Consider the following 25370-nt stretch of genomic DNA (forward strand, 5'->3'; position numbering starts at 1 on the left):
AGGCGGTATCGTCCGAAAGTGACATCAGGGTGCCCGAAGCGAAGCGAGGGCGGGTGCCCCTGTAGGAACGAGGACGATAACCGCCTTTTCAAGCGGAATGAGGTAAAAGAGCGCAAGAGGCGCCGCCTCCCACACGGGAGACAGCGCCTCTTGCGCTAGAGCCGGATCAGCGGAAAAGCTTAGCCTTCCACGCCGCACTCAGCCAGAATCAGCTCACGCACGCGAGCAGCATCAGCCTGACCGCGGGTAGCCTTCATGACCTGACCGACGATAGCGCCAGCAGCCTGAATCTTGCCGGCACGAATCTTGTCGGCAACGTCGGGCATTGCTGCCAGGGCTTCCTGAACAGCTGCGGTGAGCGCGCCGTCGTCGGAGACCACGGCGAGGCCGCGTGCCTCAACGATTTCGGCGGGGGTGCCTTCACCGGCGAGGACGAACTCGAGCACCTGGCGGGCGATCTTGTCGTTGATCTTGCCTTCGGAGATGAGAGCCTCGAGGGCGACCACGGTTGCGGGCTCCACGCCGAGGGCGGTGAGCTCAACTTCGGCCTGCTTTGCGCGGCGGGCGATTTCGCCCATCCACCACTTGCGGGCTGCTACTGCGGTTGCGCCTGCGGCGACGGTCTCTTCGATGACGTCGAGTGCGCCTGCGTTGACTACGTCGCGGAACTCTTCGTCAGAGTAGCCCCACTCGCCCTTGAGGCGGCGGCGGCGCTCTGCCGGGGGTTCGGGCAGTTCGGCGCGCAGACGCTCAATCCACTCGCTGTTGGTGACGACCGGGACCAGGTCCGGTTCGGGGAAGTAGCGGTAGTCGTCGGCGTCGGACTTGGGACGACCCGAGGAGGTTTCGCGGGTGTCTTCGTGCCAGTGGCGGGTCTCCTGGGTAACCTTTTCGCCGCGTTCGAGGATCGCTGCGTGGCGGCGAATCTCGTAGCGGACGGCGCGCTCGACGGAACGGAGGGAGTTCACGTTCTTGGTTTCGGAGCGGGTGCCGAACTTCTCTGCGCCCTTGGGCATGAGGGAGACGTTGGCGTCGCAGCGGACGTTACCGCGTTCCATGCGGGCGTCGGAGATGCCGAGGGAGCGGACGATGTCGCGGATTGCGGCGACGTAGGCGCGTGCCAGTTCGGGTGCGCGCTCACCGGCACCGACGATGGGTCGGGTGACGATCTCGATCAGGGGCACGCCTGCGCGGTTGTAGTCGACCAGGGAGGAGGTTGCGCCCTGGATTCGGCCGTCTGCGCCGCCGACGTGGGTGAGCTTGCCTGCGTCTTCTTCCATGTGGGCGCGCTCGATTTCGACGGTGAAGATGGTGCCGTCTTCGAGCTCTACGTCCAGGGAGCCGTTTTCCGCGATGGGGCCGCCAGCCTGGGAGGTCTGGAAGTTCTTCGGGGAGTCCGGGTAGAAGTAGTTCTTGCGGGCGAAGTAGGACTTGTCTGCGATGTCGCAGCCCAGTGCCAGGCCGAGCTTGATGGCGGACTCAACAGCGGTCTTGTTCACCATGGGCAGCGCGCCGGGCAGACCGAGCGATACGGGGGTGACGTTGGTGTTGGGTTCGTCGCCAAACTCGTTGGGTGCGGAGTCGAACATCTTGGTCTTGGTGTTGAGTTCGACGTGCACCTCGAAGCCGAGGACGGGGTCGTACTTTTCGATGGCTTCTTCGAAGCTGAGGACTTCTTCACTCATTACTTGGTTCCCCCAAAGTCAAAGTCGCGGATCAGGGTTTCGGTGTCGGGCAGGCTCTTGTAGAGCGGTGCGCCCCACTTTGCGGTGAGCAGTTCTTCCAGTGCTGCGCCGACGCGGTAGAGGCGTGCGTCTTCGCGTGCGGGTGCGGTGAACTGGATGCCGACGGGCAGGTTGTTCTCTTCGGAGAGGCCGCCGGGCAGGGAGAGCGCCGGGACGCCTGCCAGGTTGACGGGCACGGTTGCGACGTCGCCCAGGTACATTGCCATGGGGTCGCCTTCGGTCTTCTCGCCGAGCTTGAACGCGGTGGAGGGCGCGGTCGGGGAGATGAGCACGTCGCACTTTTCGAATGCTGCTGCGTAGTCGCGCTGGATGAGGGTGCGGACGCGCAGTGCGGCGCCATAGTAGGCGTCGAAGTTACCTGCGGACAGTGCGTAGGTGCCGAGGATGATGCGGCGCTTGACCTCGTGGCCGAAACCTGCGGAGCGGGTTGCGGACATGACGCGTTCAATGGTGACGGGGCCGTCTTCGGGTACGACGCGCAGGCCGTAGCGGACGCCGTCGTAGCGTGCCAGGTTGGAGGACACCTCGGAGGACATGATCATGTAGTAGGCGCTGATGGCTTCGGTGACGGAGGGCAGGGAGACCTCGACGATCTCTGCGCCTGCGGCACGAAGCTCTTCGACGGATTCGCGGAAGCGCGCGAGCACGCCTGCTTCGAAGCCTTCACCGTCGCCACCGCCGAGTTCCTTGATGACGCCGATGCGCAGGCCGGACAGGTCGCGCTTGCGTGCTGCTTCTGCGCCTGCCTTGGCTTCTTCAACGAAGTTGCCGGGCTCATCGGGCAGAGAGGTGGAGTCGAGCGGGTCGTGGCCTGCGATTGCTTCGTGGAGCAGCGCGGTGTCGAGGACGGTGCGCGCGACCGGGCCTACCTGGTCGAGGGAGGACGCCATGGCGATGACGCCGTAACGGGAGACGGAGCCGTAGGTGGGCTTGACGCCGACGCTACCGGTCAGTGCTGCGGGCTGGCGGATGGAGCCGCCGGTGTCGGTGCCGAGTGCCAGGGGTGCCTGGAATGCGGTGACGGCTGCTGCGGAGCCGCCGCCGGAGCCGCCGGGTGCGCGGTCGAGTGCCCAGGGGTTGCGGACCACGCCGAATGCGGAGTGCTCGTTGGAGGAGCCCATTGCGAATTCGTCGAGGTTGGTCTTGCCGAGGATCGGCATGCGCGCTTCGCGGACCTTGCGGGTGACGGTGCCGTCGTAGGGGCTCATCCAGCCTTCAAGCATGCGGGATGCCGCGGTGGTGGGCTGGCCCTTGGTGACGATGAGGTCCTTGACGGCGATGGGTACGCCCGCGAGCGGGGGCAGTTCCTTGCCTGCTGCGCGGTCTGCGTCCACTGCTGCTGCGGTGGCGAGTGCTTCTTCAGCATTGATGTGCAGGAAGGCGTTGAGGCCGCTCTTGCCGTCTGCGCGGTTGTCGCTCAGGGGTGCGCCGTCGGTGGCTGCGATGCGGTCCAGGTGTGCCTGGGTGAGCTCGACGGAGGTGATTTCGCCGGATGCGAGCTTTTCTGCTGCTTCTGCGGCGGTGAGCTGGATCAGTTCGTTCACTTGGTTGTTCTCCTCTTAGTCTTCGTCGAGGATTGCCGGCACGCGGAACTTGCCGTCCTGTGCGTCGGGGGCGCCGGAGAGCGCCTCTTCCTGGGTGAGGGTGGTGACGGGTACGTCTTCGCGGAAGACGTTCTCGAGGGGGATGGGGTGGCTGGTCGCGGGGATGTCGGCAGTTGCTTTCTGCGACATGGTCTCAACGGATGCGACGATGACGTCCAGCTCAGACGCCATCGCGGTGAGTTCTTCATCGGTCATCTCAATGAGTGCCAGCGATGCCAGGTGCTTTACCTGTTCAAAGGTGATGGCAGACATGGTTCTCCCGTAGTTTGTTTTCTTGTCTCTTCTCTAGTGTAGTGGAGGTTGCGTGTTCCGTCTCATTGGGGGTTGGAGGGTTTACCTGCTGGTTTGTGTGTTCAGGCGGCGCGCCTCTCCCCTGTTTTTGGGGTTAAATGCTCAACGCCCCGCTCCTCGTGTGAGGTGCGGGGCGTTGGGCTACAACGTTTCCACGTTACGCTTGAGGGTTAATCCTTAGGCGGGGATGGTCAGAACCTGGCCGGGGAAGATCAGGTCAACGTTGTAGATGATGTCGGTGTTCGCAGCTGCGATTGCCTGGTAGCCGCCTGCAACGCCGAGCTTTGCAGCGATCAGCGAGAGGGAGTCACCGGGAACCACGGTGTAGGTGCCTGCTGCAGCCTTGGGAGCTGCAACGGGTGCAGCCGCGGGAGCTGCTGCTGCGGGAGCCTCAACTGCTGCGGGTGCAGCCTGAGCTGCCGGTGCAGCGGGTGCTGCTGCGGGAGCCTCAACTGCTGCGGGTGCAGCCTGAGCTGCAGGAGCTGCGGGTGCAGCCTGTGCCGCGGGAGCGGTGTAGGTCTGCTGGGTCTGCGACTGTGCAGCCACGGTGGTGGTGGGCTCGGTGTAGGTGGGAGCTGCGCCGGTCTTGCCGTAGAGGCCAAGCTTAGCGGAGCATGCGGGCCATGCGCCCCAGCCCTGGATAGCGAGCAGACGCTCGCCAGCCTCGATCTGCTGTGCACGGGAAGCGGTCGCGGGGGAGCCGGACATGCCGACGCCGTTCCAGGACTGCTGGGTGAACTGCAGACCGCCGTAGAAGCCGTTACCGGTGTTGATGGACCAGTTGCCACCGGACTCGCACTGTGCCAGTGCGTCCCAGGTAGCACCGTCTACTGCGTTTGCAGCGGGCATCGACATGGTAGCTGCTACAGCGCCACCGATGGCGAGAGCTGCTGCGGTACGACGAATGGAAGTGTTCTTCATAATGCTCCTTGGGGCCGTCCCCGCTCGTTCCGTCCCCGGAACTCTAGCGCGCCGCCGCTCACCCTTTGATAACGAAGTAGGTTACTCATTTTCTGGCTCTACCATGTGAGCGGCTCTCCACCGATTTCATGTCACCGTGGGCAATTCTGCACTTGTGTGCGGAATCCGGTGGCACTTCCTCGATGGGGACGTGCGGTAGAACCGGGCATCGTTTCAAGCATTCCAAGCTTGAAACCACACAGGCGATTCCCTTGCGAGAATCTATCTGGTCTCCAAGATAGCCGAGGTTTTTTCTGATTCCAACCCGATTTCAAGTTCACAGCGAACGTCCCGGGTTCTCCCAGGGTTCTTTCAGGTTAAAAGTGCAGGAAACGTTAACTGGGATCTTGAACCCCGTGCATCTTAGGGGTTTTCCCCCGGAATTTCGGGGTTTTCTAGGGTTTTAATCCGGAGGCGCTCCCCCGCTGAGCTTTCGGATTCGGGGTTGGCGCGCACCCCCTTTAAGGGTTTTGAACAGCGTGTAAATATTTTTTAAATATTTCTTCGCTTTGGGAGTGTTATAAGGCGCTTCCGCCTTAAAAGCTGTGGTAATTACAAATGCCAAAAATTGGCATTCAGGCTCCGAAGCACGCACTCCAGAGCCTGAATGCTCTATATATTGCAGGGGTCAGATTCAGGTGAGCCCGCTACCGGGTCTACTCCGCGGCAGTCTCAACCGCCTCCGGGCCGCCCTCGAGCAGGGCGGTGAAGCCCTCCTCATCCAGAATCTTCAGACCCAGCTGCTGAGCCTTATCCAGCTTCGAGCCAGCGTTCGCACCGGCAACCACAAAGTGGGTCTTCTTAGACACCGAACCGGATGCCTTACCGCCGCGAGAAATAATGGCTTCCTTCGCGCCGTCACGGGTGTATCCGTTCAGCGTGCCGGTCACCACCACGGTCAGACCCTCCAGGGTGCGCTCCACAGACTCGTCGCGAGAATCTTCCATGCGCACACCTGCGGCGGCCCAGGAGTCCACGACCTCGGCGTGCCAGTCCTCGGCGAACCACTCAATAATCGAGTCGGCAATCGTGGTGCCCACACCGTCCACGGCGGCAAGGCGCTCACGGTCAGCCTCGCGAATCGCCTGCATCGAACCGAACTCCGCGGCAAGCGCACGGGCGGCGGTCGGGCCCACGTGACGAATCGAGAGAGCAACCAGCACGCGCCACAGCGGCTGCTGCTTTGCTTTCTCCAGCTCAGCAAAGAGGTTCAGCGTGTTCTTCGTGGGCTTCGGCTCGGGGCGCGCCTTGGTCGGCTTGGTGTAGAAGTAGGGCACGCGCTCCATCTTGCCGGTGCCCACACCCTTGACCTTCTTCTCACGCTCGATAGTCACCTCGCGCAGGTCCTCAATGTTGAGGCTGAACAGGTGCGCCTCGGTGGTCAGCGGAGGGGTGTCCGGGGTTGCGGGGCTGGTGAGTGCCTTCGCGGCTTCGAAGCCGAGCGCCTCGATGTCGAATGCACCGCGGCTTGCCGCGTAGTACACGCGCTCGGTCAGCTGTGCCGGGCAGGAGCGCGGGTTCGTGCAGCGCAGGTCCACGTCGCCTTCCTTACCGGGGGCAAGGGGCGAGCCGCAGGAGGGGCATTCGCTGGGCATGACGAACTCGCGTTCGGTGCCGTCGCGCAGGGCAACCACGGGAGCCACAATTTCGGGGATCACGTCGCCCGCCTTGCGCAGCACCACGGTGTCGCCGATGAGCACACCCTTAGCCTTGACCACGTCCTGGTTGTGCAGGGTTGCGCGTTCCACGGTCGAGCCGGAGACGAACACGGGCTCCATGACGCCGTAGGGGGTCACGCGGCCGGTGCGTCCCACGTCCACGCGAATGTCCAGCAGCTTGGTGTGCACCTCTTCGGGCGGGTACTTGTATGCCACAGCCCAGCGCGGCACGCGGGAGGTGTAGCCCAGTTGCGCCTGGGTTGCGAAATCGTTGACCTTAATAACGATGCCGTCAATCTCGTGCACCAGGGAGTGGCGCTGCTCGCCGTACTTGTTAATGAAGTCGAAGACCGCCTCGGTGTTTGCGGCGATTTCGCTGTAGGGGCTTACGGGCAGGCCCCAGGAGGCGAGCAGATCGTAGGTCTCGTACTGGGTGGCAACGTCCAAGCCGGTGCGCGAACCAATGCCGTGTACGTACATGCTCAGCGGGCGCGAGGCGGTAATCGCCGCGTCCTTCTGTCGCAGGGAGCCTGCCGCGGCGTTACGCGGGTTCGCGAAGGGGTTCTTGCCGGCGGCAATCATGGATTCGTTGAGCTTCTCAAAATCGGCGGAGGAGATGAACACCTCGCCGCGAATCTCGATTTCTTCGGGGTGGTTCTCGCCGGTCAGCTGCTGCGGGATGCTCGCAATGGTGCGCACGTTGTGGGTGACGTCTTCGCCGGTGGTGCCGTCGCCGCGGGTTGCCGCGCGTACGAGGGCGCCGTTGCGGTAGAGCAGGTTCACGGCGAGGCCGTCGATTTTCAGCTCGGTCAGCCACTGCGGTGCACTACCGGTAAGGGTGCGGGCGCTCTCCTCGGTCTTGGTCAGCCAGGCGCGCAGTTCTTCGAAGGAGAAGACGTCCTCGAGGGAGTACATGCGTTCCAGGTGGGTGACGGGTGCGAAGGCCTCGATGGCTTCGCCGCCGACCTCCTGGGTGGGCGAGTCGTTCGCGATCAGGTGCGGGTGCTCCGCCTCAATGATTTCTAGGCGGCGGTAGAGCGCATCGTACTCGGCGTCAGAGAGGAAGGGCGCGTCCTCGTTGTAGTAGGCGCGGCGTGCGGCACGAATCTTATCGGTCAGTTCCGCGTACTCGGCACGCAGGGCCTCGGTAATCTCCACGGAGTTTTCTGCGGGGCTCTCTGCTCGAGTCTCGGCGGGGGCAGTCTGCTGGGTGGTGTTGTTCTCAGTCACCCGTCCAGTCTAGCGTTTTTGGCGGGCCTCTCCCCTATTGCTCGTCATATTGCCGAAGTCCGCGGGCGCATATTCTTCGTCTCTCATCGCAGGAGCGCTGAACGCAGATACAGTTCACCCCCGCCTCCTACAGGCACTCAATCGAGCACCCGAAGAAAACGGGGGTGAATCATAAGGTATGAAGTTTAGGCTTCGAGTTTAGGCCTCGACAGCGTCAGCAACAATCACGGTAATGTTGTCGCGGCCGCCCGAACGCAGCGCCTCGTGCTGGAGCACGTCAGCCGCATCCTGCGGGTGGCGAATCGAGGTGAGCACGCGAGCCATGTACTCGTGCGAAAGCTCACCGGAAAGACCGTCGGAGCAGAGCATCAGGCGGTCACCGGCGCGGGCGGGCAGAACCCAGAAGTCCGGTTCCCAGTAGTTGCCGGTACCCAGCGCGCGGGTAATCACGTTACGGCGCGGGTGGGTCAGCGCCTCCAGGGCAGTAATCTGACCTTCGTCCACCAGGTACTGCACCTCGGAGTGGTCACTGGTGACCTGCTCGAGCGAGGCAGAACCCTCGGAGCCGGGCAGCTTCTCCATGGCGGAGTGGTGAATGCCCTCTTCCTCACGCAGCAGACGGTAGGTTCGGGAGTCACCCACGTTGAAAACAACCCACAGGTTACGGTCACCAATGCGGGTCAGCCAGGCACCGGTTACGGTCGTACCGCCGGAGCGGGAAAGCGCCTGCTTAATTTCCTCGTTGGTTTCGCCAATGATGTCGTGCAGGCGGTTGAGGGTGCCCACAATCTCGTTATTGAGCAGGGTGTTTGCGCGGCGGCGGCGCTTGGTCGGATCTTCCTCGCCGATAGCGGCAAGGCGCTCAAGGTAAGCCTGCTGTTCCTCTTCGCTACGACCACCGGGCATGGTGAAGAAGGGCGAGTAGGCGAGCTGACGCACACACAGGCGCGAAGCAACCTCGCCCGCTTCGTGGCCTCCCATGCCGTCCGCGACCACGCAAAGGGAACCGGCGACGACCATCGAATCTTCGTTATTTTCTCGATGTGCGCCGCGGTGCGTTGCACCACCGGTACGTAGTTTCAGTTCAGTCATGAGAGGTCTATCTCCATTGTGTAGTTCACGCGACGAGTCACCGCCACGGGGTCTACGTTACCAAAGCTTCTAACGTTTCGCGTTCCCTGAGAGGTGAGATTATAGCGATTTCCCACCTGTCGGAGCGTGTTTGCTGTCTCATTATCGGTCAGTACGGTACCCGGTTCAGCCAGTGAAACCAGGCGCGCAGCCAGGTTCACGCTGGAGCCGTACACATCACCGCGGTTCGCCAGAACCTCGCCCCAGATGAAAGCAACGCGGGAGTCCGGCAGCTGCGGGTCGGCACCGATTTTTTCGGACAGACGCAGGCTAATTTCTGCGATAGCGTCCGGGGTTTCGGTGAGGAAGAAAACTTCATCACCGAGAGTCTTAATAATGCGACCGCCCAGGGGTGCGATGACGTCTAGGCAGCTCTGCTCAAAGTGGTTGATGAGCTGGGAAAGGGCTGCGGCGTCCAGGTTGCGCACCAGGGAGGTGTACGAGACCAGATCCACGAATCCCACGCCGCGTACCAGGGGCAGGCGGGATAGACCGGAGGTGGTCACATTGTTCTCACGCAATCCCAGGCGCAGAATACCGGCGTACATTTGGCGGCGGTATGCGTACAGCGCCAGGCGCTCGAGAACCTCGAGGTAGCGCGGGAAGTCTTTAAGGAGCTTGCGGCGCGCATCGTTATCGTCGAGGTTTTCGGTGACCATAATGTTGTGCACCAGCGCCTCAATCTGCCAGGCGACGGTACGGTCAGTCAGCTGACCCTCGGCACGCACCAGGGACGCAACGTACTCCATACGAATATCGCCGGATTCGTCCAGCTTCTGCAGGTCTGCGAGCATCTGCACATCCACCTCGGTGAAGTAGGGGGCGTGCTCGGCAATAGTCGGGAAACCCATGTTGTGCCAGATGCGCTGGGCGGTTTCGAGGGGAATTCCGGCGTATTCGGCAGCCTGCACGGGGGTGTAGCGGCGGCCTTGACCCAGAAGGGATTTTTCGAGCTCTCGGATTCCTGCCTTAGATTCCTCGTCTCGATAAATATTGTTCTGGGCGAGGTTCTGGAGGATTCGGAGGTTGAGCATTTGGGTTTCGGGGCCCATGGTGGCGCCGGTGTCCTGCGGCGAGTGCGCAGGTTCGTGGCGGTCTGCCGTGCTCATTGCCGCTGCCGCTCCTTTCATCCCTGCCGGAAAATACTGTCTGGTCTATACCGTGGTGGCGCTAGGTTACGTGGTACCTCGTTGTGCTCTGCGGGTTTCGCATTGCGTCGCTGCGATGATGCTCACCGTGTAGCGCCTTGTTAATATACCCCTCCGCGGTGGTGTTTGGGTCACAAAAGCGCCCGCACCCTAGGATAGTTTAGTGGAGTAATTCACATTTAAGAATACTCTAATCCGCATTTTTTCGGCAGATTTAGCGGCGGGTTTAGGCTCTGAGCCGGCCCGACAGTTCCCGCCCGGGTCGGTGACAGGGGCGGAGAAGCCCTAAATATAGCGAGCGCGCAGGGCGTAGTAGTCGCGTCGGGCGGCTTTAATTTCTTTCTCAAAGCGCTTCGGGTCGGGCACATAGGTCAGGCGGTGATGCATCCCGCGGCAGACCACATACACCGAACCGTAGCCCAGCCAGGCACCCGGGCCGCGCTGTTTAGCCCAACGCTCCCCCATGGAATCCAGGTAGAGGGACTCGTCTCCGCTGCGGGTCATCACGCCGCGGCGCACCACGAGCCGGTGGGTGGTCACCAGGTAGTAGGTGGTGGCCCAGCGCCAGGCGGTGCGCACGGCACCGAGCAGGGTACCTACCGCACAGATCGTGCCGAGAGTCCACAGAATCGGTGAGGACCGTGCCGTGGAGGCGAAGGTTGACGCGGCGATTGCAACCAGCAGGTAGGCAAGCGTGGGCAGCAGGGCACCGTAGTGCTGTCGGGTCGCAATGATGACATGCTCACCGGGGTTGAGTTTTCCGCGCAAACGCATGGTGTTCCTTAGCTGTGCTGGTTGATGTGTTCCGGCTGGGGCCGCCGGTTGAGGTGGTGCGGGTTGATGAGGTTGCCGTGCCGGGCTGATTGTTTTGGGCTGATTTTTTGGCTGAATTTTTAGTGGTTGGTTCTAGTGTGCCTGCTGAAAATCTCCGTAGCTACCGTTGGCGGGGCGAAGGTGCTCAATATCGCCCACCGCGTAGGGCTCTAGCGTGCCGTCCTCGCGGCGGATCAGGACGCGCCCCTGCGCGTCGAGGTCTTCGGCAATGCCTTCTACGGTGCTTCCGTTGGGCAGGCTCATGCGCACGCTGGCGCCGAGGGTGGCGGTGGCGGCGCGTGCCTGATCGAGCAGACTGAGGCTCTCCGGGTTGAGGGGGTCGGGGCGTTCGGGATCGCCACCGGCGCGCACGAAGGCGCGGTAGCGTCGAGCGAAGATGCTCAGCAGTCGGGTGAGCACCTCGGAGGAGTCGACCGCGGCACCGGTGCACAGGCTCAGGCTCGTGGCGGTGGGTACGGGTAGCTGCTCGGCGGACATATTCGTGTTCTGACCGATGCCCACGATGATGCTGCGCTGCCCCTCGTTAGCACCGCTTTCGGGAACAAGCTGGGCGAGGATTCCGCAGCCCTTGGCACCCTGCGCGATGACGTCGTTGGGCCATTTGAGGGCGGCATCCACGCCGTAGCCGCGCCAGATATCGACCACGCTGAGCCCGGCGATGAGGGTCATCCAGTGGTAACTGTCTTCGGGGAGCTCTCGAGTCAGCGGGTCTGCGGAGGCGTGCGGGCGCACCACAATGCTCGCGGCGAGGCAGCCTCCGGGAGGCGCGGTCCAGGCTCGGGCGAGGCGGCCGCGTCCGGCGCTTTGGTAGAGGCTGGCGTAGACGGAGAGCTCACCGAGCTGTTCGCGTTCGGGGTCGGTGCCGCCCATGAGTAGCTCGCGGGCGCGGGTGGTGGTGGAGTCCACTTCGTCGTAGAGGTTTACGCTGGAGTAGCCCGCGTCCAGTGCCACGGTGCGGATGCGCGGCGCATCCAAAACCGAATGATCACTCTGAGTGTTCATGTTCTTCTCCATATCCGGTGCCTTTCTGTCCTACCTCGATCAACCCTGCAATACGCCGACCCGCTATCAACCCGCCACCAAAGCCTGCCGGTTTTTATTGAGTCACGTTGGCTTCTCACCATATCAATTTCTTGCCGCAGGTGATGCCCGCCCGGCACCCGAGACGGTACATTAGACAGTGAGGGTGCATGAAGCACCGACCGGCTGCGGAGGTTCCTCCGCCCTGCTCGAAAGAAGACCGCTATGGCTTATTACGCAATTACTTACGTTTACGCAGCTCCCGAGGAGCAGGCGAAGTACCGTCCGGCTCACCGCGAGTACCTTGGTTCGCAGATTGAGGCGGGCAACCTGATTGTTTCCGGTCCCCTGCTGGACGGCGAGACCCCCGCCGGCGCTCTGCTGATTGCAAAGGTCGACTCCGTTGAGGCTGCCGAGAAGATTGTGGCTAACGACCCGATGAACGTCGGTGGCGCGGTTCTGTCCCACACCATCACCGAGTGGAACCCGGTTCTGGGCACCATCTAAGCGTCATTCACGCTGAAAAAGCTTGAACGTAAACCCCCTTTCGCCAGCGAGGATTGCCGAGGCGGAAGGGGGTTTTCTGCGCTCTTTTGAGCCATTCTTTCGCACTTTTCGTTTACCATATGCACCTTCTTGGGTGCCGAGTGCATAAAAGTGTATCTAGTGTTGATATTCTAGCTTCTCACCTGGCATATGTGCCCCAGTTCGCACTATAGTTGAAAGATATGCACATTGTTCAAGAGTGCTCTTCGGGGCACCTGAGCACCCTATCACCGCAACCACTGGCTCCCGACGATCGGGTGGAGCAGGAACGAGGAATAATGTCCGAGAACCTCCAGCAGGAATTTGATTTGAGCACCACCGCCGGTAAGCTCGCTGATTTTTATGCACGTCGAGAGCGCAGCTTCGCGCCCAGCGGTGAGGCAGCTATTGAAAAGCAGCACGCGCGCGGCAAGCACACCGCCCGCGAGCGCATCGACATGCTTTTGGACGAGGGTTCTTTCGTTGAGTTTGATGCCCTCGCCCGCCACCGCACCACCGCGTTCGGCATGGAGGCGAAGAAGCCTCTGGGCGATGGCCTGGTCTCCGGTTACGGTACCGTGGATGGTCGCCTGGTTGCCGTGTATTCGCAGGATTTCACCGTCTACGGTGGTTCTCTCTCGCAGGTGAACGGCGAGAAGATTGTGAAGGTGCAGAAGTTCGCGCTGAAGAACGGCTGCCCGGTTATCGGCATTAACGATGGTGGTGGCGCCCGTATTCAGGAGGGCGTGGCTTCCCTGGCGATGTTTGCCGATATTTTCCGTATGAACGTGCGCGCTTCCGGTGTGGTTCCGCAGATTTCGGTCATTATGGGCCCCTGCGCTGGCGGTGCCGCGTACTCCCCCGCCCTGACTGACTACATCATCATGGTGGATAAGACTTCGCACATGTTCATTACAGGCCCGGACGTCATTAAGACCGTGACCGGTGAGGACGTGGACATGGAAACCCTCGGTGGTGCGCGTCAGCACAACTCTGTAACCGGTACCAGCACCTACCTGGCTGAGGATGAGGAAGACGCTTTCGACTTTGTGCGCGAGCTCCTGGAGTTCCTGCCCTCGAACAACCTTGCGGAGTCCCTGCCCCTGGAGCATGACCAGGAGGCACAGGTGAGCGTGGACGATCTGGATTTGGATACTCTCATCCCGGATTCGGCAAACCAGCCCTACGATATGCGTGCGGTCATTGAGTCCGTGGTCGATGACGGCCACTTCCTGGAGATGCAGGCGCTGTACGCCCCGAACGTGATGATTGGTTACGCCCGCGTTGAGGGCCGCACGGTCGGCATTGTGGCGAACCAGCCGATGCAGTTCGCCGGCTGCCTGGACATTTCCGCCTCCGAGAAGGCTGCCCGTTTTGTGCGTCACTGCGATGCGTTCAACATTCCGATTCTGACGTTTGTGGATGTTCCCGGCTTCCTGCCCGGCACCGATCAGGAGTTCAACGGCATTATCCGCCGCGGCGCTAAGCTACTCTACGCTTACGCGGAGGCGACTGTTCCGCTGGTTACCGTCATTACCCGTAAGGCGTACGGCGGTGCGTACATTGTGATGGGCTCGAAGAAGCTGGGCGCCGATATTAACCTGGCGTGGCCCACCGCTCAGATTGGTGTGATGGGTGCTCAGGGTGCGGTGAATATTCTGTACCGTCGTGAGTTGGCTGCTCTGGCGGCTGAGGGCGGCGATGTTGAGGCTCGCCGCGCTGAGCTGATTTCCAAGTATGAGGAAGAGCTGCTGAACCCGTACCAGGCTGCTGAGCTGGGTTACATTGACGAGGTTATTGCCCCGAGTGAGACTCGCGTGCGCATTATTTCTTCGTTGCGTGCCCTGCACGATAAGCGTGCGTCTACCCCGGCAAAGAAGCACGGCAACATCCCGCTGTAGGCTTCCGTTGTGCGTTGTGCCCGCGCCGCCTGTGGCGCGGGCATTCCCAGGATTTTAGGTTTTCTCAGGATTTTAGGTTTTAAGGAGGCGTGCCTTTGGCAGGCTACAACCCGCTGAGTTATTTCTCATTCGGTAAAAAGAAGGATAGTTCAGAGGCTACTGAGAGCGCCGAGCAGCTTGAGCGTAGCTCCGCACGTTCTTCTGCGCACGCGGATACCGCCTCCAGCGCCGCGAAGGATTCTGCTCAGTCTTCGGTAGATACTGACGCTGAGCAGGAGCCGCTGCTGAAGGTGGTTAAGGGCTCCCCCACTCCGGAGGAGATTGCCGCCCTCACTGCTGTGGTTGCGATGATGCAGGCGAGCGCCGCGAAGCAGGAGCAGAACTTGCTGGTGGGTGCCGCTTCGCGCATCCTGAACCGCGGTCAGCGCCTGGGTGTTTCGTTGCGTCCCGGTCCCGGTTCGTGGAGGCGTGCTCGCCCCATGTAGCGCGGGCTGATAACTCTGCTTCTTATATTCCCGTCACGCCGGCTGGTGTGGCGGGAATATATTGTTTTGCCTCAAATTCAGGATATATATTGCGCTATTGAACATCTAATGCGCCGATTCTTGCGGTTTTGTCATATTAGAAACGATAAAGCGATGATGATACGCCCTGATGCTACGATGTATATACCGTCACATAAGTATTAATAATTGGCAGGGACCATGGCAAAGATGCTGAATAAAAACCATAGGCCCCCACCGGATGTCTACATCGCGCTTCTGTTGCCGACGCTACGGCGCTTGTCGAAGACTGTGCCCCGCACCGCCGCCTATGTTAGTGAGCAGTTGCGGCAACAGACTAAGGCGTTGGGGTCGAAGAAGAACCTACCGGCTCTTGAATCCACCGAGTTTGCGGTGGCTGTGCGCACCACCTTGAAGATCTTGGTGGCACTTCGTTATGCCCAGCTTATGCCTCGTTTGACCCCGTGGGAGAAGAGGAAGTACCTGCTCACTCCCCTGGGGGCTGAGCTGACCTGCACTCCGCATCTGCACGGTTCGGTGCCGCCGCGTGTGGTGAAGCAGGTGCAGGCACTATGCGCTCAGAGTTTGACGGCGAAGAGCGTGAAGAAGCTGAAGAAGCAGGCGAACGCGCTATTGGAGAATGCGGAGGAGGAGCATCGCCTCATTTTTGGTGCTTCTGATACCGGCGCCCTTCATGCTCTGCCGCATTTCTCAGGCGCTGATCAGGCTCAGCTGAACCCCGCTGCTTATGAGGCAACCGGCGCGGCGCATCTTGCGCATGCTTTGAATTCTGCGGAGGCTGCGGGGTCCTGGCCCGCCGGTCAGTCGCCTCTGGATATTATTTTGCGTGCCAGCGATTCGCCGGTCATTCACGCTCAGGCCGAGTTTGCGGAGCATTTTACGCAGGATTTGATTCAACATATTCACGCGGTGACGCCGGAGTACTTTGAGCAGATTGTTGCCGATATTTTTACGGCTCTTGGTTTTACGACCGAGGTGACCGGTGGCGCCGACGATAAGGGCGTGGATGTTATTGCCCGCTATTCTGACGGTCTGGATTTTGCGCCGATTTATATTCAGGTGAAGCATTATTGCGGAACCATGAAGGTCACCCCAAACGAGATTCAGAAGCTTGCCGGTGCAGTGCTTTTGCACGGCGGCCTGCAGGGTGTTTTGGTGACCTGCGGTGCTTTTGCGCATCCGGTTCCCGAGTATTTGCAGGGTTTGCCGGGCGCTCGCAATATTGCGCTGGTTGATCGGCACCAGTTGGTGGAGTTGATGATTCGTCACCGTGTGGGTGTTCTTGATGGTGAGGGCGAGTGCGGTTACCGCATTGACGAGGAGTATTTTGCCCGTGGCATGGAGTAGCCGGGGGTGTTTTGGGGCGAGTATTTCTCGCCGAATATCTCTGATCTTCACGCATTTCCCACGTCATTTCACTTAATGTATTTTCACTTTTCCTTGAGGATATTTTTCACATATCGGCTGGTTTTAGAAATTTGGGTTATTTCTCGAACCAGCCGATACAATGAGAAGGTAATGCGTTATATATTCTTCGCATTATTTCACGAAGTGAATATACCCGTGACGGTATCAGCACTTCACCCCAATTTATAGCGTTCTTTTCTGAAGTGTTCGTCGTTGAAGACGGTGCGTAAGCGGGACGGGTTGAGAAAAAACTACCTACCCTGCTTCTCTTCGCTTCTCTTCACTGCGGGATTTCAAAGTGCCGGCCCAAAAATAAAGATGGTGCCGCTCACTTTCGTGATTATTTTCCCGTTCGCATGACTGCACTTTATGAAGAACGCCCGCACGATAAATAACACTAGATAAGGAGCCCGGCGTGGCTTTTGTGAATAAAACAATGCTCCATATCGATCATTCCGAATTGCACTCTTTGCAGCAGGAAACCTCGTGGGAGGCTCTACCCGAGGAAGCACGCACTCTCAGCGTTGCGGCGGCTTTCTCTCTGCTCCGCCATTTTGAGCGCGCGCAGGATCGTGGCGAGAAGGTCTTCTTCCCCGATATGTACACCCCGGTTGGCGTAGACCTGGGTTTCAATATGACTCAGCGTTTCATTGCGGTCGGTGACAATGTCCTCTTCCGTGAGGCGCTTAATAAGCTGATTGCGGCGCTGGTCAATGCTGATTATCTTGAGGTGTCCCTCAGCCAGCTGCATCCGGGCAACCTGCACTACACTCTGAGCGAGGCGGGCCGCGAGCTTCTGGGCACCGCGAAGGAGCAGCAGGCGCAGGCTCTTCTGCCGGTTCTGCCTCTGCAGAGCGGCGTGTACCTGCACTATCTGAAGCAGTTCTACCCGGTTCTACTCTCGCACATTACGGTGCGCGAGCTTCTGCCCATCGTCCTGAGCGTTACCCCCTCCTACCCCGCGGCAGCGCCCGTGAAGATTCGTGAGCTGGTGCTGCGCGAGTGCGGTTTCGTGCAGGGCTGGTACGGTCTGTCGTACCTGGAGCAGCGCATTATTGAGCCGGTGATTGCTCAGGCACTGAGCCTGCTGACCCGTGAGGGCTACCTGCGCACCAAGACCATTCACGAGCACACGGATTCGCCGCTGACTCTGTACTCGCTGTCCCCGTCTGCGAAGGAGCTGGTGGCTCGTCACGAGGAGACCGGTGTGCCCGCGAGCGAGCTGAGCTCCGTGCTGGCGTTGGTGAAGGATGAGGGCACCTCGATTACCGCTGAGGATATTGCCGCAACCGATGCTCTGCTGACCCACATGGGTGTGCTTCTGCTCGATACTCTCAATGACCACGGCGCCGATGTGGAGCTGAGCCTTCCGAGCCTGGAGCAGGTCTTTGACCGCGATGAGCGTATTCAGCAGGCGTCCTCGAACCCCTATTTTGTGCAGATTGACGCGCAGGATTACATCTACGATGTGCTGACCGCGCACCACTACCTGTCCGAGCGTGAGACCGTCTACTCGCTGGGTTCCGCATTTGTGCCCGCCCTGGCGCAGATGGCTGAGCCGAGCGTTCAGAAGCTGGTGGCTTCGGCTCTGCTCGATCCTGCCGCTGTGGATGCTCTGCCGTACCCGCATCAGCTGCTGTACCCGATTCTGAAGCTCGTGGAAGAGAACCCGCGCATCTCCTACTACGACATTTACGATGAGCTGAAGATTGCCCTGGACATCCCGTACCTGCAGGGTGAGGTCGCGCCGCACCGCTACAAGCTGACTCCGCGTCTGCGTAATCGCTACTCGGTGGCGATGCACGTTCTGAAGGGCGAGCGCTACCTGAATGCTCTGCGTGAGGGTACCGGCCGTACTTCCCGCAAGAACCCGGAGCGTTACGAGCTGAGCGAGGCGGGTAAGGAGCTGCTCAAGCGTTTCCCGGAGGATGCTCCGGAGGCGGTGACCGCCCGCATGGCGCCGCTGCCGCCGCAGTCGCTCAAGCATAAGCTGCCTCAGGATATTGCCGCTGAACTGCAGGCTCGTGAGGAGGCTCTTCAGGCTGCTAAGGAGGCGCGCGCGGCGGAGCGTCAGGCTCGCCTGGCGGCCCGTGAGGGTCGTGAGCCGTTGGCTCCGGTGCCGGGTGCTTCTCCGGCGCTGTTGGCGCGTCCGGCTGGTTCGCCGGTTGCGACTGCGGCGCAGGCTCCCGCTGAAGTTCCGGCGGCGCAGGTTGCACCTGCCGCCGCCCAGCCTGCTGTGTCTGTTCCTGCTGTTTCTGCGCCAGCCTCCGCCCAGCCGGTTGTTTCTGCGCCGACTGTTTCGGCTCCGCCTGTTTCGGCTGCTGAGCCCTCGACTGCACTGCAGGTGGCTGCCGCTCAGGTGCGTGAGGCTCTGAAGCGTTATCGTCAGGTCTTCCGCCGCGAGGCGCTGGCTCCGGCGCTGGCCCAGGTATCTGAGGAGCGTTTCCGCAGCATTGGTTTCGACCTGTTCTTGATGCGCGGTTACACGGTAGAGGCTCTGGAGGCTCAGGGCGTGGACGGCGTGGCAACCCCCGCCACCGGCGAAAAAGAACGTGCATTCTACGTGCGTACTCTGCGCCCGGTAGCGAACGGTGTTCTGTCCGCGAGCGTCCAGCCGCAGGATATTACCGCGTTCTTCCTGGCTATTCACGCCCGCGGCGGTCAGCTCGGCACCTTCATCACGAACGCACCGTTCAGCGATGAGGCGTACGACGAGTTCATCCGCTGCTCGACCAAGTACCCGAACATTCTGGTGGATTTGGTGTCTGGCGATGAGCTGCAGGACCGTCTCATTGCGCACCGCCTCGGCGTGGTCGAGGGCGCGAACGGTCTGCTGGAGCTGAACGGCGAATACTTCGCTGGCTAGCCTCCCCCGCTAGTAGCTTGTAGCCCATCTTGGGCACGCCCCGGTTTTCTCTTTCCTTCACATTCAAGAGGGAGAAAGCCGGGGCGTTTTCGCGCATCCGCCCCTGGGAGTTGTCCACAGGTGGGCCCTTTTTGTCGCATTCGGTGCTTCTCAGCCCGTAATATTGCCGGTTTAAGCGAGCTAAATCACCGAAAATCGTGGTTGAAGGCACACCCCTGCGTTAGGATATGAACATGAGCACTTACCAGGAACTTCCCAGCATCTACCGATTGAAGCGCTCGCTGACCGACGTCGATCAGATTGCTAACGAATACTTTGAAAAGGTCCTCGACCTGAACCCCGTCCATGCAACCGAGCTTGGTCGTAAGGGCGTAGAGACCCTGTACCCCGATTACTCGCCCGCCGGCGAGAAGGCTTTTGCGCGCCTTGCAAAGAAGACTTTGAAGAAGGTTGATAACGTCCTGCCTATTGATGACGTTGACCTGGTCACCCTGGATGCTCTGCAGGAGCGTCTGAGCCTGTACCGCAAGCAGCACAAGGCTGGTTTTGGCGGCTGGCAGCTGAACAATATTGCGTCCGTCCCGCAGGAGGTGCGCTCGGTCTTTGACCTGATGAAGCGCAACACTCAGCAGGATTGGGAGCATATTGTTGGTCGTATGCACCGCGTCACCGAGGCTCTGGAGGGCTACATTCAGACCCTTGAGGCGGCTCGTGAAGAGGGCAAGGTTGCCCCGCGCCGCCAGGTGGATATTGTCATTGAGCAGACCGCCGCGTACTACGCTCCGGGTGGTTTCTTTGATGATTTGGCGGCTGAGGTCGCCGAGGCTGTCCCCGCGCTGAAGGATGAGGCTGCCGCCGGTGCCGAGGCTGCGAAGGAAGGCTACCGCCGCCTCAACACCTACCTGGTGGAGAAGCTGCAGCCGGTCGCGCCCTCCCGCGACGCTGTGGGCCGTAAGGCGTACAGCCTGCACTCCCGTTCGTTCCTGGGCACCACCATTGACCTGGACGAGACCTACGCCTGGGGTGTGAAGGAGCTGGAGAGCATTATTGCTCGTCAGTGTGAGGTTGCCGAGGAGATTGAGCCGGGCGCAAGCATTGAGCGTGCTAAGCAGCTGCTCGATGAGGACCCGGCACGTCAGCTGCACGGCACCGATGAGCTGAAGGCGTGGATGCAGAAGCTCGCCGACGCCGCCGTGGAGAACCTGGCGGGTAGCCACTTCGAGATTGGCGGCCCCATGCGCCGTATTGAGTGCTGCATTGCCCCCACGAACGAGGGCGGTATTTACTACACCGGCCCCTCCCCCGATTTCTCGCGTCCGGGCCGTATGTGGTGGTCGGTTCCCGAGGGTGAGGACACGTTCACTACCTGGCGTGAAACCTCCACCGTGTACCACGAGGGCGTTCCGGGTCACCACCTGCAGATTGCGATTGCTACGGCTCTGCAGGGCACCATGAACTCTTGGCGTACGAACATGCTGTGGGTGTCCGGTCACGGTGAGGGCTGGGCGCTGTACGCCGAGCGCCTCATGGAGGAGCTGGGCTATCTGAAGGATCCGGGTGACCGCATGGGCATGCTGAACGCTCAGCGTATGCGTGCCGCCCGCGTGGTCTTCGATATTGGTGTTCACTGCGAGATGCCGATTCCCGATGAGTGGGCTGAGCAGCTGGGCGTTGAGCCGGGCACCATCTGGACTTCTGAGCTGGGTTATGAGTTCTTGAAGCTGAACCTGGACGAGTCCGAGGGCCACCTGCGTTTCGAGTTCCTACGTTACCTGGGTTGGCCGGGTCAGGCGCCGAGCTACAAGATTGGCGAGCGCCTCTGGCTGGAGCTGCGCGATCAGGCTGTGCGCCGCGGCGATGACATGCGTGCATTCCACACGCGTGCGCTTCTGCTCGGTTCGGTGGGTCTGGACACTCTGCGCCGCGCCCTGACCGATGAGATGATGCTCCCTCTGGACACTGAGGATGACGACGATGAGGACGACGAGTAGCCTCTAGTCTGCTCGCACCTCTCTGCTCGCTCCTTGCCGCTTCTGGAGTATCTCCGGGAGAGGCTCTATAGGTGAAGCCCCCGCTTCAGCTTTGGCTGAGGCGGGGGCTTCGTCTTTTCATGCAAGGTTTATCTATCGGGATTCCGGGCTATCCGAAGTTTGCGGTACCGGGGTCCATGGTGCCGAAACCCATGCCGGTGGAGTCGTTCAGGTCCACCAGGTGCGGGGCGAAGCGGCACCAATAGTCGGTGAGCGCGCCGTTCGATTCGCGGATGCCCACGCCTACGGTGCGTCCGTCGACCACCCACACGCCGAGGATAGGGTGGCTGACCGGGTTGATAATGCCTTCGTAGCGCGGTGCCGGAATGTATTCCTGGTAGACGAATTCGCTTTCGGGGGCGTTAGCGAAGAAGTCGTCGTCTTCGGGCTTGATGAAGACGTCGTAGTCGGGGGCGTAGATTTCTACACCGTCGCCTTCGCGGCCGAAGAGGGGCTTGCGGACCCAGTTGCGCATGCCGCCGCGGTGGCCGGCGTAGGTGGGGACCAGGTTCGGGTGGCCGGGGTACTTATCCCAGAGCGCGGCGAGCAGCAGCTTATTGGAGAGGAACATCTTCCATGCCGGCTCGATCCAGCGGTTCATGGCGCCGTGGTAGGCGAAGAGGAGCTTGTCGTAGCCTGCTTCGCTGTCGGTGACGAGGTCTTCCCACGGGTAGAGCTTGAAGAGGTTGGTGATGCGCCGTCCCTGTGCGTCTTCCCAGCTCTTGGTGTCTTCGTTGAAGATGACTTCGTCGATGGGAATCATGTGGGTTTTGATGCCCGCCTGCTGAGCCGCGTAGGCGATGAGCCAGAGGTTGTTGTAGTCCTCGTTGGTCTCGTCAATCTCGGGGGGCACGTGTGCCAGGTGCAGTACGGGCTGCACGCCCGCGGTGATTTCGGGGGCGAAGATGTGGCGCCAACGGTTGGTGAAGGCTTCACCGATTTCGCCCCAGTGGGCGTAGCCGCGGGTGTCGAGGCGCTGGTCTTTCGCCCAGGTTTTCTGGCTGACCGCCGCCTCCACGATGCCGGTGGGGGTGTCGGCGTTGTATTCGAGCAGCTTCATCGGGTCACCGGGCACGCCCGAGTAGGTGAAGTCGAAGCGGCCATAGAAGTCGGCGTCGCGGCGGTTCCAAGATTCTACGGCGAGGTTGAACGCCGCCTGGGGCAGGCCGAGAGTGCCGAACGCGCCGGAGGCAATGTACTCGACGGTTTCCAGGCACATGCGGTGCATTTCTTCCGCCTGGGCTCGCACAGAATCCATTTCTTGCGGGCTGAAAATGTAGGCGGCGTATTCGTTCCAGTAGTGGTCGGTGTCGTGGGGGCCGTCCACGCTGTAGGTGAGGCCTTCCTCAATGATGACGTTCTCCCAGTCGGGTCGGCCGACGGGAAATTCTTCACGGCGCATGAGGGGCTAGGCTCCTTCGAAGTAGTGAATGGAAAGCGGTGTTGTTACGTCACCGCGGGTGTGGTTGTTCTAGTGAGGAAAATGCGGGCGGGACCGCTCAGTCCCTGCCCGCATTCAGTGTGATGGCTTATGGCTTAGCCTCCGGAGCGGCCGCCACCGGACTTGGAGCCGCCACCGAAACCGCCCTTGCTGCCGGACTTCGAGGAAGAACCAGACTTCGACGAGGAGCCAGACTTCGAGGACGAACCCGACTTGGAGCCAGACTTCGAGGTATTCGACTTGCTGTAGGAGCCGGTACTACCGCTATTGCTGGTGCCCTGCTTACCGCTGGAGACCGAGCCGGTGGTCTTGTTACGCACCGTGGAGGTCTTACCGGAGTTATTGGTGCTGGTCACCTTGCCGGAGGAGACGGTGGAGGACTTCTTCGCGGTGCGGTAGGAGTCCTCGAATCCGCCGCCTTTGGAGGACACGCCGCTGTAGACGGTGCCGTTGCTGGGGCGGGAGGTGGTGCCTCCGGAAAGCTTGGACCCTACAGGAGGAATGTAGTGGGATCCGGAAGAATTAGCAGCGCTCTGGCGACCCAGGTAGTACCAGAGGAACGCATTCGAATTATTGTGGGTGGTGGTCGAGCCAGATGAGCCCGAGGAACCAGAAGAACCGGAAGAGCTGGAGGAACCGGAGGAGTTCGACGAGCCCGAAGAGTCGCTGCTGGACGAGTCGGTCGGTTCCTGAACGCCAGCCTTCTCACATTCGCTATCTTCCACGCGCAGGCCGGTCTTCGCGTCCTGGCAGACGCGGGCATACTCTTCGCCCTGCGACAGGAACGCGTTCTCTTCCTGGTGCATGGAGTTGTAGGCGAAGATGCCACCGCCAACCAGTAGCACGCCGGCACCCGCTACGGCAATCATCTTGGCGATGCCGGGGCGGGTCGCGCCCAGGTTTAGGGTCTGCTGGGCAGAGGTCTGTGCGGCGCGGGTAGCGAAATCTGCAACCGCTTCCATGCGGTTGCGAGGCTTCTTCGGGCCGTTGGGGGTGGTGGTTCCGCCGGGGTATTGGGGAGCAGAACTCATGCATCTCTCCTTGAAAGGTGGTGCGTGGCGTAACGCTCAACGCGTACATGAAGCTGAGTGGGTACAGCATCATCCGGCGACTTTCGCCGGACTATCGGTGTGATTCCAGCATATCAAGCCCTCGCTTTCGGATTATTAGCTGACGGCAAAATCTCAGCAAGCTTCGCCGCATGTTGCGCAGTTGTTTCCTTTCTGTTTGCTTTTGCGGTGATTCCCACTCAACTATCCGCCGGCTTAACCGCCTGCTGGGGTCAGCTGGCGGCACCGGTGGCGGCGTTGTTGGTTGGGCTGCGGGGTTGGACTGCGGGATGTACAGCCAAAAGGTGCTACCGGGTGGTCACGGTTCTTCACACATCCCCTACACTGCACCGGATTGAAACACTTCTTCACACAAACTCGCGCCCGAGTGCACAAAAGTTTTAGAGTATGCCACATGTCTACACCGCATGCATCATCTCGTTCACGTCTGCCCAAGTGGGCTACTTCTTTCGGCAACCAAATCATTGCCTCCCTCATTCTGGGTATTGTTCTTGGCGCGCTCGCCCTCGCACTGGGCGGGGACGCGAAGAGCAACCCCAACTGGCTCATGGTGACCCTGGATACCATCGGTTCCTCCTACGTCACTCTGCTGAAGGCGGCGGTTGTTCCGCTGATTTTCACCGCCGTGGTCGCCTCCATCTCGAACCTGTCGCAGGTGACGAACGCGGCGCGCCTGGCGGTCAACACGCTCATCTGGTTTGCGATTACCGCATTCTTCGCGGTGCTCATCGGTATTGCGATGGGCCTGATTGTTCAGCCGGGCGTGGGCGCGCAGGTGCAGGGCAAGGCGTACACCGGTTCGACCGGTTCCTGGACCGCGTTCCTGACGGGCCTGATTCCGGTGAACTTCTTGGGTCTGGGCGTCAGCGCTAAGTCCGGTGATTCCGGTATCACCGCTTCTGCGTCCTTTAACGTACTGCAGATTCTGGTTATTTCCGGTGCGGTCGGCATTGCCGCGCTGAAGGTCGGCGAGGCAGCTAAACCCTTCATTGACGTGGTCAAGAGCGCTCTGGCGATTATTCAGAAGATTCTGTGGTGGATTATTCGCCTGGCACCGCTGGGTACCGTGGGTCTGATCGCTAAGGCAGTGTTCGCCTACGGTTGGGCGTCGATGGGTTCGCTGGTCGCGTTCGTTATCGCCCTCTACATTGGTCTACTGCTGGTCTTCCTGGTGGTTTACCCGATTATTGTTCGCGCGAACGGCCTGTCGGTCCGCCAGTACTTCTCGGGCGTGTGGCCGGCGCTCCAGCTGGGCTTCGTGTCCCGCTCTTCGATGGGTTCGATGCCGATGACCCAGACCGTTGCCGAACGCAACCTGGGCGTTCCCCGTGCCTACGCATCCTTCGCGGTTCCGCTGGGTGCGACCACTAAGATGGACGGCTGCGCTTCGGTTTACCCGGCTCTTGCCGCAATTTTCGTGGCGCAGTTCTACGGTATTCAGCTGGACTTCACCCAGTACCTGCTGATTGTGATGGTGTCCGTGCTCGGTTCGGCTGCAACCGCCGGTACCACCGGCGCTATCGTGATGCTGACCCTGACCCTTTCCACTCTGGGTCTGCCGCTGGACGGTGTGGGTCTGCTCCTGGCGATTGACCCGATCGTTGACATGGGTCGTACCGCCCTGAACGTTGCCGGTCAGGCTCTGGTTCCCGCGATTGTGGCTCGCCGCGAGGGCATCTTGGATGAGGAGCTTTACAACGCTCCCCGCTCGGAGGGCGGCTTCGTGGCTCAGGAATTCTACGATGAGCGCATCGCCGGCGAGGCGCAGCGACTTCACGAGGTGGAGGACAACACCGTCGCAGCACGCCGCTAATCTGACGAATCTTGAAGCTACACGGCGCTAGGCTGTACTGCCTAGCGCCGTGTAGCTTTCTTAATCTCGTGCCTCAGCATGGGAGAAATACATTTGTCAAGCGTCATAAAAACGTCACGATTGATTCTTCTTTTCTTTAATGTTTGAGAAGAGTTATGATTTTGAACGGCGT

18 protein-coding genes are annotated in these 25370 nt (G+C 60.7%); 7 read left to right on the forward strand and 11 right to left on the reverse strand.

All coding sequences use genetic code 11. From position 1 onward, the window contains the following. Window positions 1-179 precede the first annotated feature (179 nt). The 9 genes from gatB to QZ540_RS04135 all read right to left on the reverse strand — a co-directional run bounded on the left by gatB (window position 180) and on the right by QZ540_RS04135 (window position 11603). Window positions 180-1685: an Asp-tRNA(Asn)/Glu-tRNA(Gln) amidotransferase subunit GatB gene (gene gatB / locus QZ540_RS04095; protein ID WP_294627972.1), complete on the reverse strand. Its 1506-nt coding sequence runs from the start codon at window positions 1683-1685 to the stop codon at window positions 180-182. After that, a complete protein-coding gene (gene gatA, locus QZ540_RS04100) occupies window positions 1685-3289 on the reverse strand; it encodes an Asp-tRNA(Asn)/Glu-tRNA(Gln) amidotransferase subunit GatA (RefSeq protein WP_294627974.1) in 1605 nt (534 codons plus the stop codon). The genes gatB and gatA overlap by 1 nt, the downstream gene beginning before the upstream one ends. Before the next feature lie 15 nt (window positions 3290-3304). After that, the gene (gene gatC / locus QZ540_RS04105) at window positions 3305-3601 is read right to left on the reverse strand and encodes an Asp-tRNA(Asn)/Glu-tRNA(Gln) amidotransferase subunit GatC (protein WP_005507016.1); all 297 of its coding nucleotides are present in this window, start codon (window positions 3599-3601) and stop codon (window positions 3305-3307) included. A 216-nt stretch (window positions 3602-3817) separates the two neighbouring features. Then, a complete protein-coding gene (locus QZ540_RS04110; RefSeq protein ID WP_294627976.1) occupies window positions 3818-4561 on the reverse strand; it encodes a transglycosylase family protein in 744 nt (247 codons plus the stop codon). A gap of 695 nt (window positions 4562-5256) precedes the next feature. Beyond that, window positions 5257-7416, reverse strand: coding sequence for an NAD-dependent DNA ligase LigA (gene ligA, locus QZ540_RS04115; protein WP_294627992.1), 2160 nt, complete (start codon window positions 7414-7416; stop codon window positions 5257-5259). 270 nt (window positions 7417-7686) lie between these two features. Next, a complete protein-coding gene (locus QZ540_RS04120) occupies window positions 7687-8580 on the reverse strand; it encodes a PP2C family serine/threonine-protein phosphatase (protein ID WP_294627978.1) in 894 nt (297 codons plus the stop codon). Continuing rightward, window positions 8577-9728: an adenylate/guanylate cyclase domain-containing protein gene (locus QZ540_RS04125; RefSeq protein ID WP_294627979.1), complete on the reverse strand. Its 1152-nt coding sequence runs from the start codon at window positions 9726-9728 to the stop codon at window positions 8577-8579. Before QZ540_RS04125 ends, QZ540_RS04120 begins: the two co-directional genes overlap by 4 nt. Before the next feature lie 324 nt (window positions 9729-10052). Further along, window positions 10053-10541: a glucose ABC transporter permease gene (locus tag QZ540_RS04130; RefSeq protein ID WP_294627980.1), complete on the reverse strand. Its 489-nt coding sequence runs from the start codon at window positions 10539-10541 to the stop codon at window positions 10053-10055. 132 nt (window positions 10542-10673) lie between these two features. Beyond that, window positions 10674-11603, reverse strand: a complete 930-nt coding sequence (locus tag QZ540_RS04135) for a biotin--[acetyl-CoA-carboxylase] ligase (protein WP_294627981.1) — start codon at window positions 11601-11603, stop codon at window positions 10674-10676. A gap of 243 nt (window positions 11604-11846) precedes the next feature. Here QZ540_RS04135 and QZ540_RS04140 point away from each other — a divergent pair, with 243 nt between their 5' ends. The 6 genes from QZ540_RS04140 (at window position 11847) to QZ540_RS04165 (ending at window position 20835) form a co-directional block, all read left to right on the forward strand. Continuing rightward, complete coding sequence (locus QZ540_RS04140) at window positions 11847-12128, forward strand: YciI family protein (RefSeq protein WP_294627982.1); 282 nt, start codon at window positions 11847-11849, stop codon at window positions 12126-12128. 317 nt (window positions 12129-12445) lie between these two features. Further along, entirely contained in the window at window positions 12446-14047 is a 1602-nt protein-coding gene (locus QZ540_RS04145; RefSeq protein WP_294627983.1) for an acyl-CoA carboxylase subunit beta, read from the forward strand. A gap of 95 nt (window positions 14048-14142) precedes the next feature. Further along, complete coding sequence (locus QZ540_RS04150; protein WP_294627984.1) at window positions 14143-14532, forward strand: acyl-CoA carboxylase subunit epsilon; 390 nt, start codon at window positions 14143-14145, stop codon at window positions 14530-14532. A 297-nt stretch (window positions 14533-14829) separates the two neighbouring features. Continuing rightward, window positions 14830-15918 carry a restriction endonuclease gene (locus QZ540_RS04155; RefSeq protein ID WP_294627985.1) on the forward strand — a complete coding sequence of 363 codons (1089 nt, stop codon included), beginning with the start codon at window positions 14830-14832 and terminating at the stop codon, window positions 15916-15918. Between the two features lie 475 nt (window positions 15919-16393). Further along, window positions 16394-18844 carry a restriction endonuclease gene (locus QZ540_RS04160; RefSeq protein ID WP_294627986.1) on the forward strand — a complete coding sequence of 817 codons (2451 nt, stop codon included), beginning with the start codon at window positions 16394-16396 and terminating at the stop codon, window positions 18842-18844. 233 nt (window positions 18845-19077) lie between these two features. Further along, on the forward strand, window positions 19078-20835 hold the full coding sequence (locus QZ540_RS04165; protein WP_294627987.1) for a DUF885 domain-containing protein: 1758 nt from the start codon (window positions 19078-19080) through the stop codon (window positions 20833-20835). A 148-nt stretch (window positions 20836-20983) separates the two neighbouring features. Here the strand turns inward: QZ540_RS04165 and QZ540_RS04170 are convergent, their stop codons facing one another. Then, entirely contained in the window at window positions 20984-22276 is a 1293-nt protein-coding gene (locus QZ540_RS04170) for a glutathionylspermidine synthase family protein (RefSeq protein ID WP_294627988.1), read from the reverse strand. A gap of 134 nt (window positions 22277-22410) precedes the next feature. Further along, a complete protein-coding gene (locus QZ540_RS04175; protein ID WP_294627990.1) occupies window positions 22411-23346 on the reverse strand; it encodes a hypothetical protein in 936 nt (311 codons plus the stop codon). Window positions 23347-23779: 433 nt separating this feature from the next. Here QZ540_RS04175 and QZ540_RS04180 point away from each other — a divergent pair, with 433 nt between their 5' ends. Next, on the forward strand, window positions 23780-25198 hold the full coding sequence (locus tag QZ540_RS04180; protein WP_049341627.1) for a dicarboxylate/amino acid:cation symporter: 1419 nt from the start codon (window positions 23780-23782) through the stop codon (window positions 25196-25198). Window positions 25199-25370: the final 172 nt, after the last annotated feature.

The sequence above is a fragment of the uncultured Rothia sp. genome, from assembly GCF_916049665.1.
Lineage (GTDB): Bacteria > Actinomycetota > Actinomycetes > Actinomycetales > Micrococcaceae > Rothia.

What these genes read in the sequence shown, in the direction of transcription:
- gatC (WP_005507016.1), bottom strand. Translation starts at nt 3,601, where the DNA reads ATGTCTGCCATCACCTTTGAACAGGTAAAGCACCTGGCATCGCTGGCA.
- QZ540_RS04170 (WP_294627988.1), bottom strand. Translation starts at nt 22,276, where the DNA reads ATGCGCCGTGAAGAATTTCCCGTCGGCCGACCCGACTGGGAGAACGTC.
- QZ540_RS04130 (WP_294627980.1), bottom strand. Translation starts at nt 10,541, where the DNA reads ATGCGTTTGCGCGGAAAACTCAACCCCGGTGAGCATGTCATCATTGCG.
- QZ540_RS04125 (WP_294627979.1), bottom strand. Translation starts at nt 9,728, where the DNA reads ATGAGCACGGCAGACCGCCACGAACCTGCGCACTCGCCGCAGGACACC.
- QZ540_RS04135 (WP_294627981.1), bottom strand. Translation starts at nt 11,603, where the DNA reads ATGAACACTCAGAGTGATCATTCGGTTTTGGATGCGCCGCGCATCCGC.
- QZ540_RS04165 (WP_294627987.1), top strand. Translation starts at nt 19,078, where the DNA reads ATGAGCACTTACCAGGAACTTCCCAGCATCTACCGATTGAAGCGCTCG.
- gatB (WP_294627972.1), bottom strand. Translation starts at nt 1,685, where the DNA reads ATGAGTGAAGAAGTCCTCAGCTTCGAAGAAGCCATCGAAAAGTACGAC.
- QZ540_RS04180 (WP_049341627.1), top strand. Translation starts at nt 23,780, where the DNA reads ATGTCTACACCGCATGCATCATCTCGTTCACGTCTGCCCAAGTGGGCT.
- QZ540_RS04140 (WP_294627982.1), top strand. Translation starts at nt 11,847, where the DNA reads ATGGCTTATTACGCAATTACTTACGTTTACGCAGCTCCCGAGGAGCAG.
- QZ540_RS04120 (WP_294627978.1), bottom strand. Translation starts at nt 8,580, where the DNA reads ATGACTGAACTGAAACTACGTACCGGTGGTGCAACGCACCGCGGCGCA.
- QZ540_RS04110 (WP_294627976.1), bottom strand. Translation starts at nt 4,561, where the DNA reads ATGAAGAACACTTCCATTCGTCGTACCGCAGCAGCTCTCGCCATCGGT.
- QZ540_RS04145 (WP_294627983.1), top strand. Translation starts at nt 12,446, where the DNA reads ATGTCCGAGAACCTCCAGCAGGAATTTGATTTGAGCACCACCGCCGGT.
- QZ540_RS04175 (WP_294627990.1), bottom strand. Translation starts at nt 23,346, where the DNA reads ATGAGTTCTGCTCCCCAATACCCCGGCGGAACCACCACCCCCAACGGC.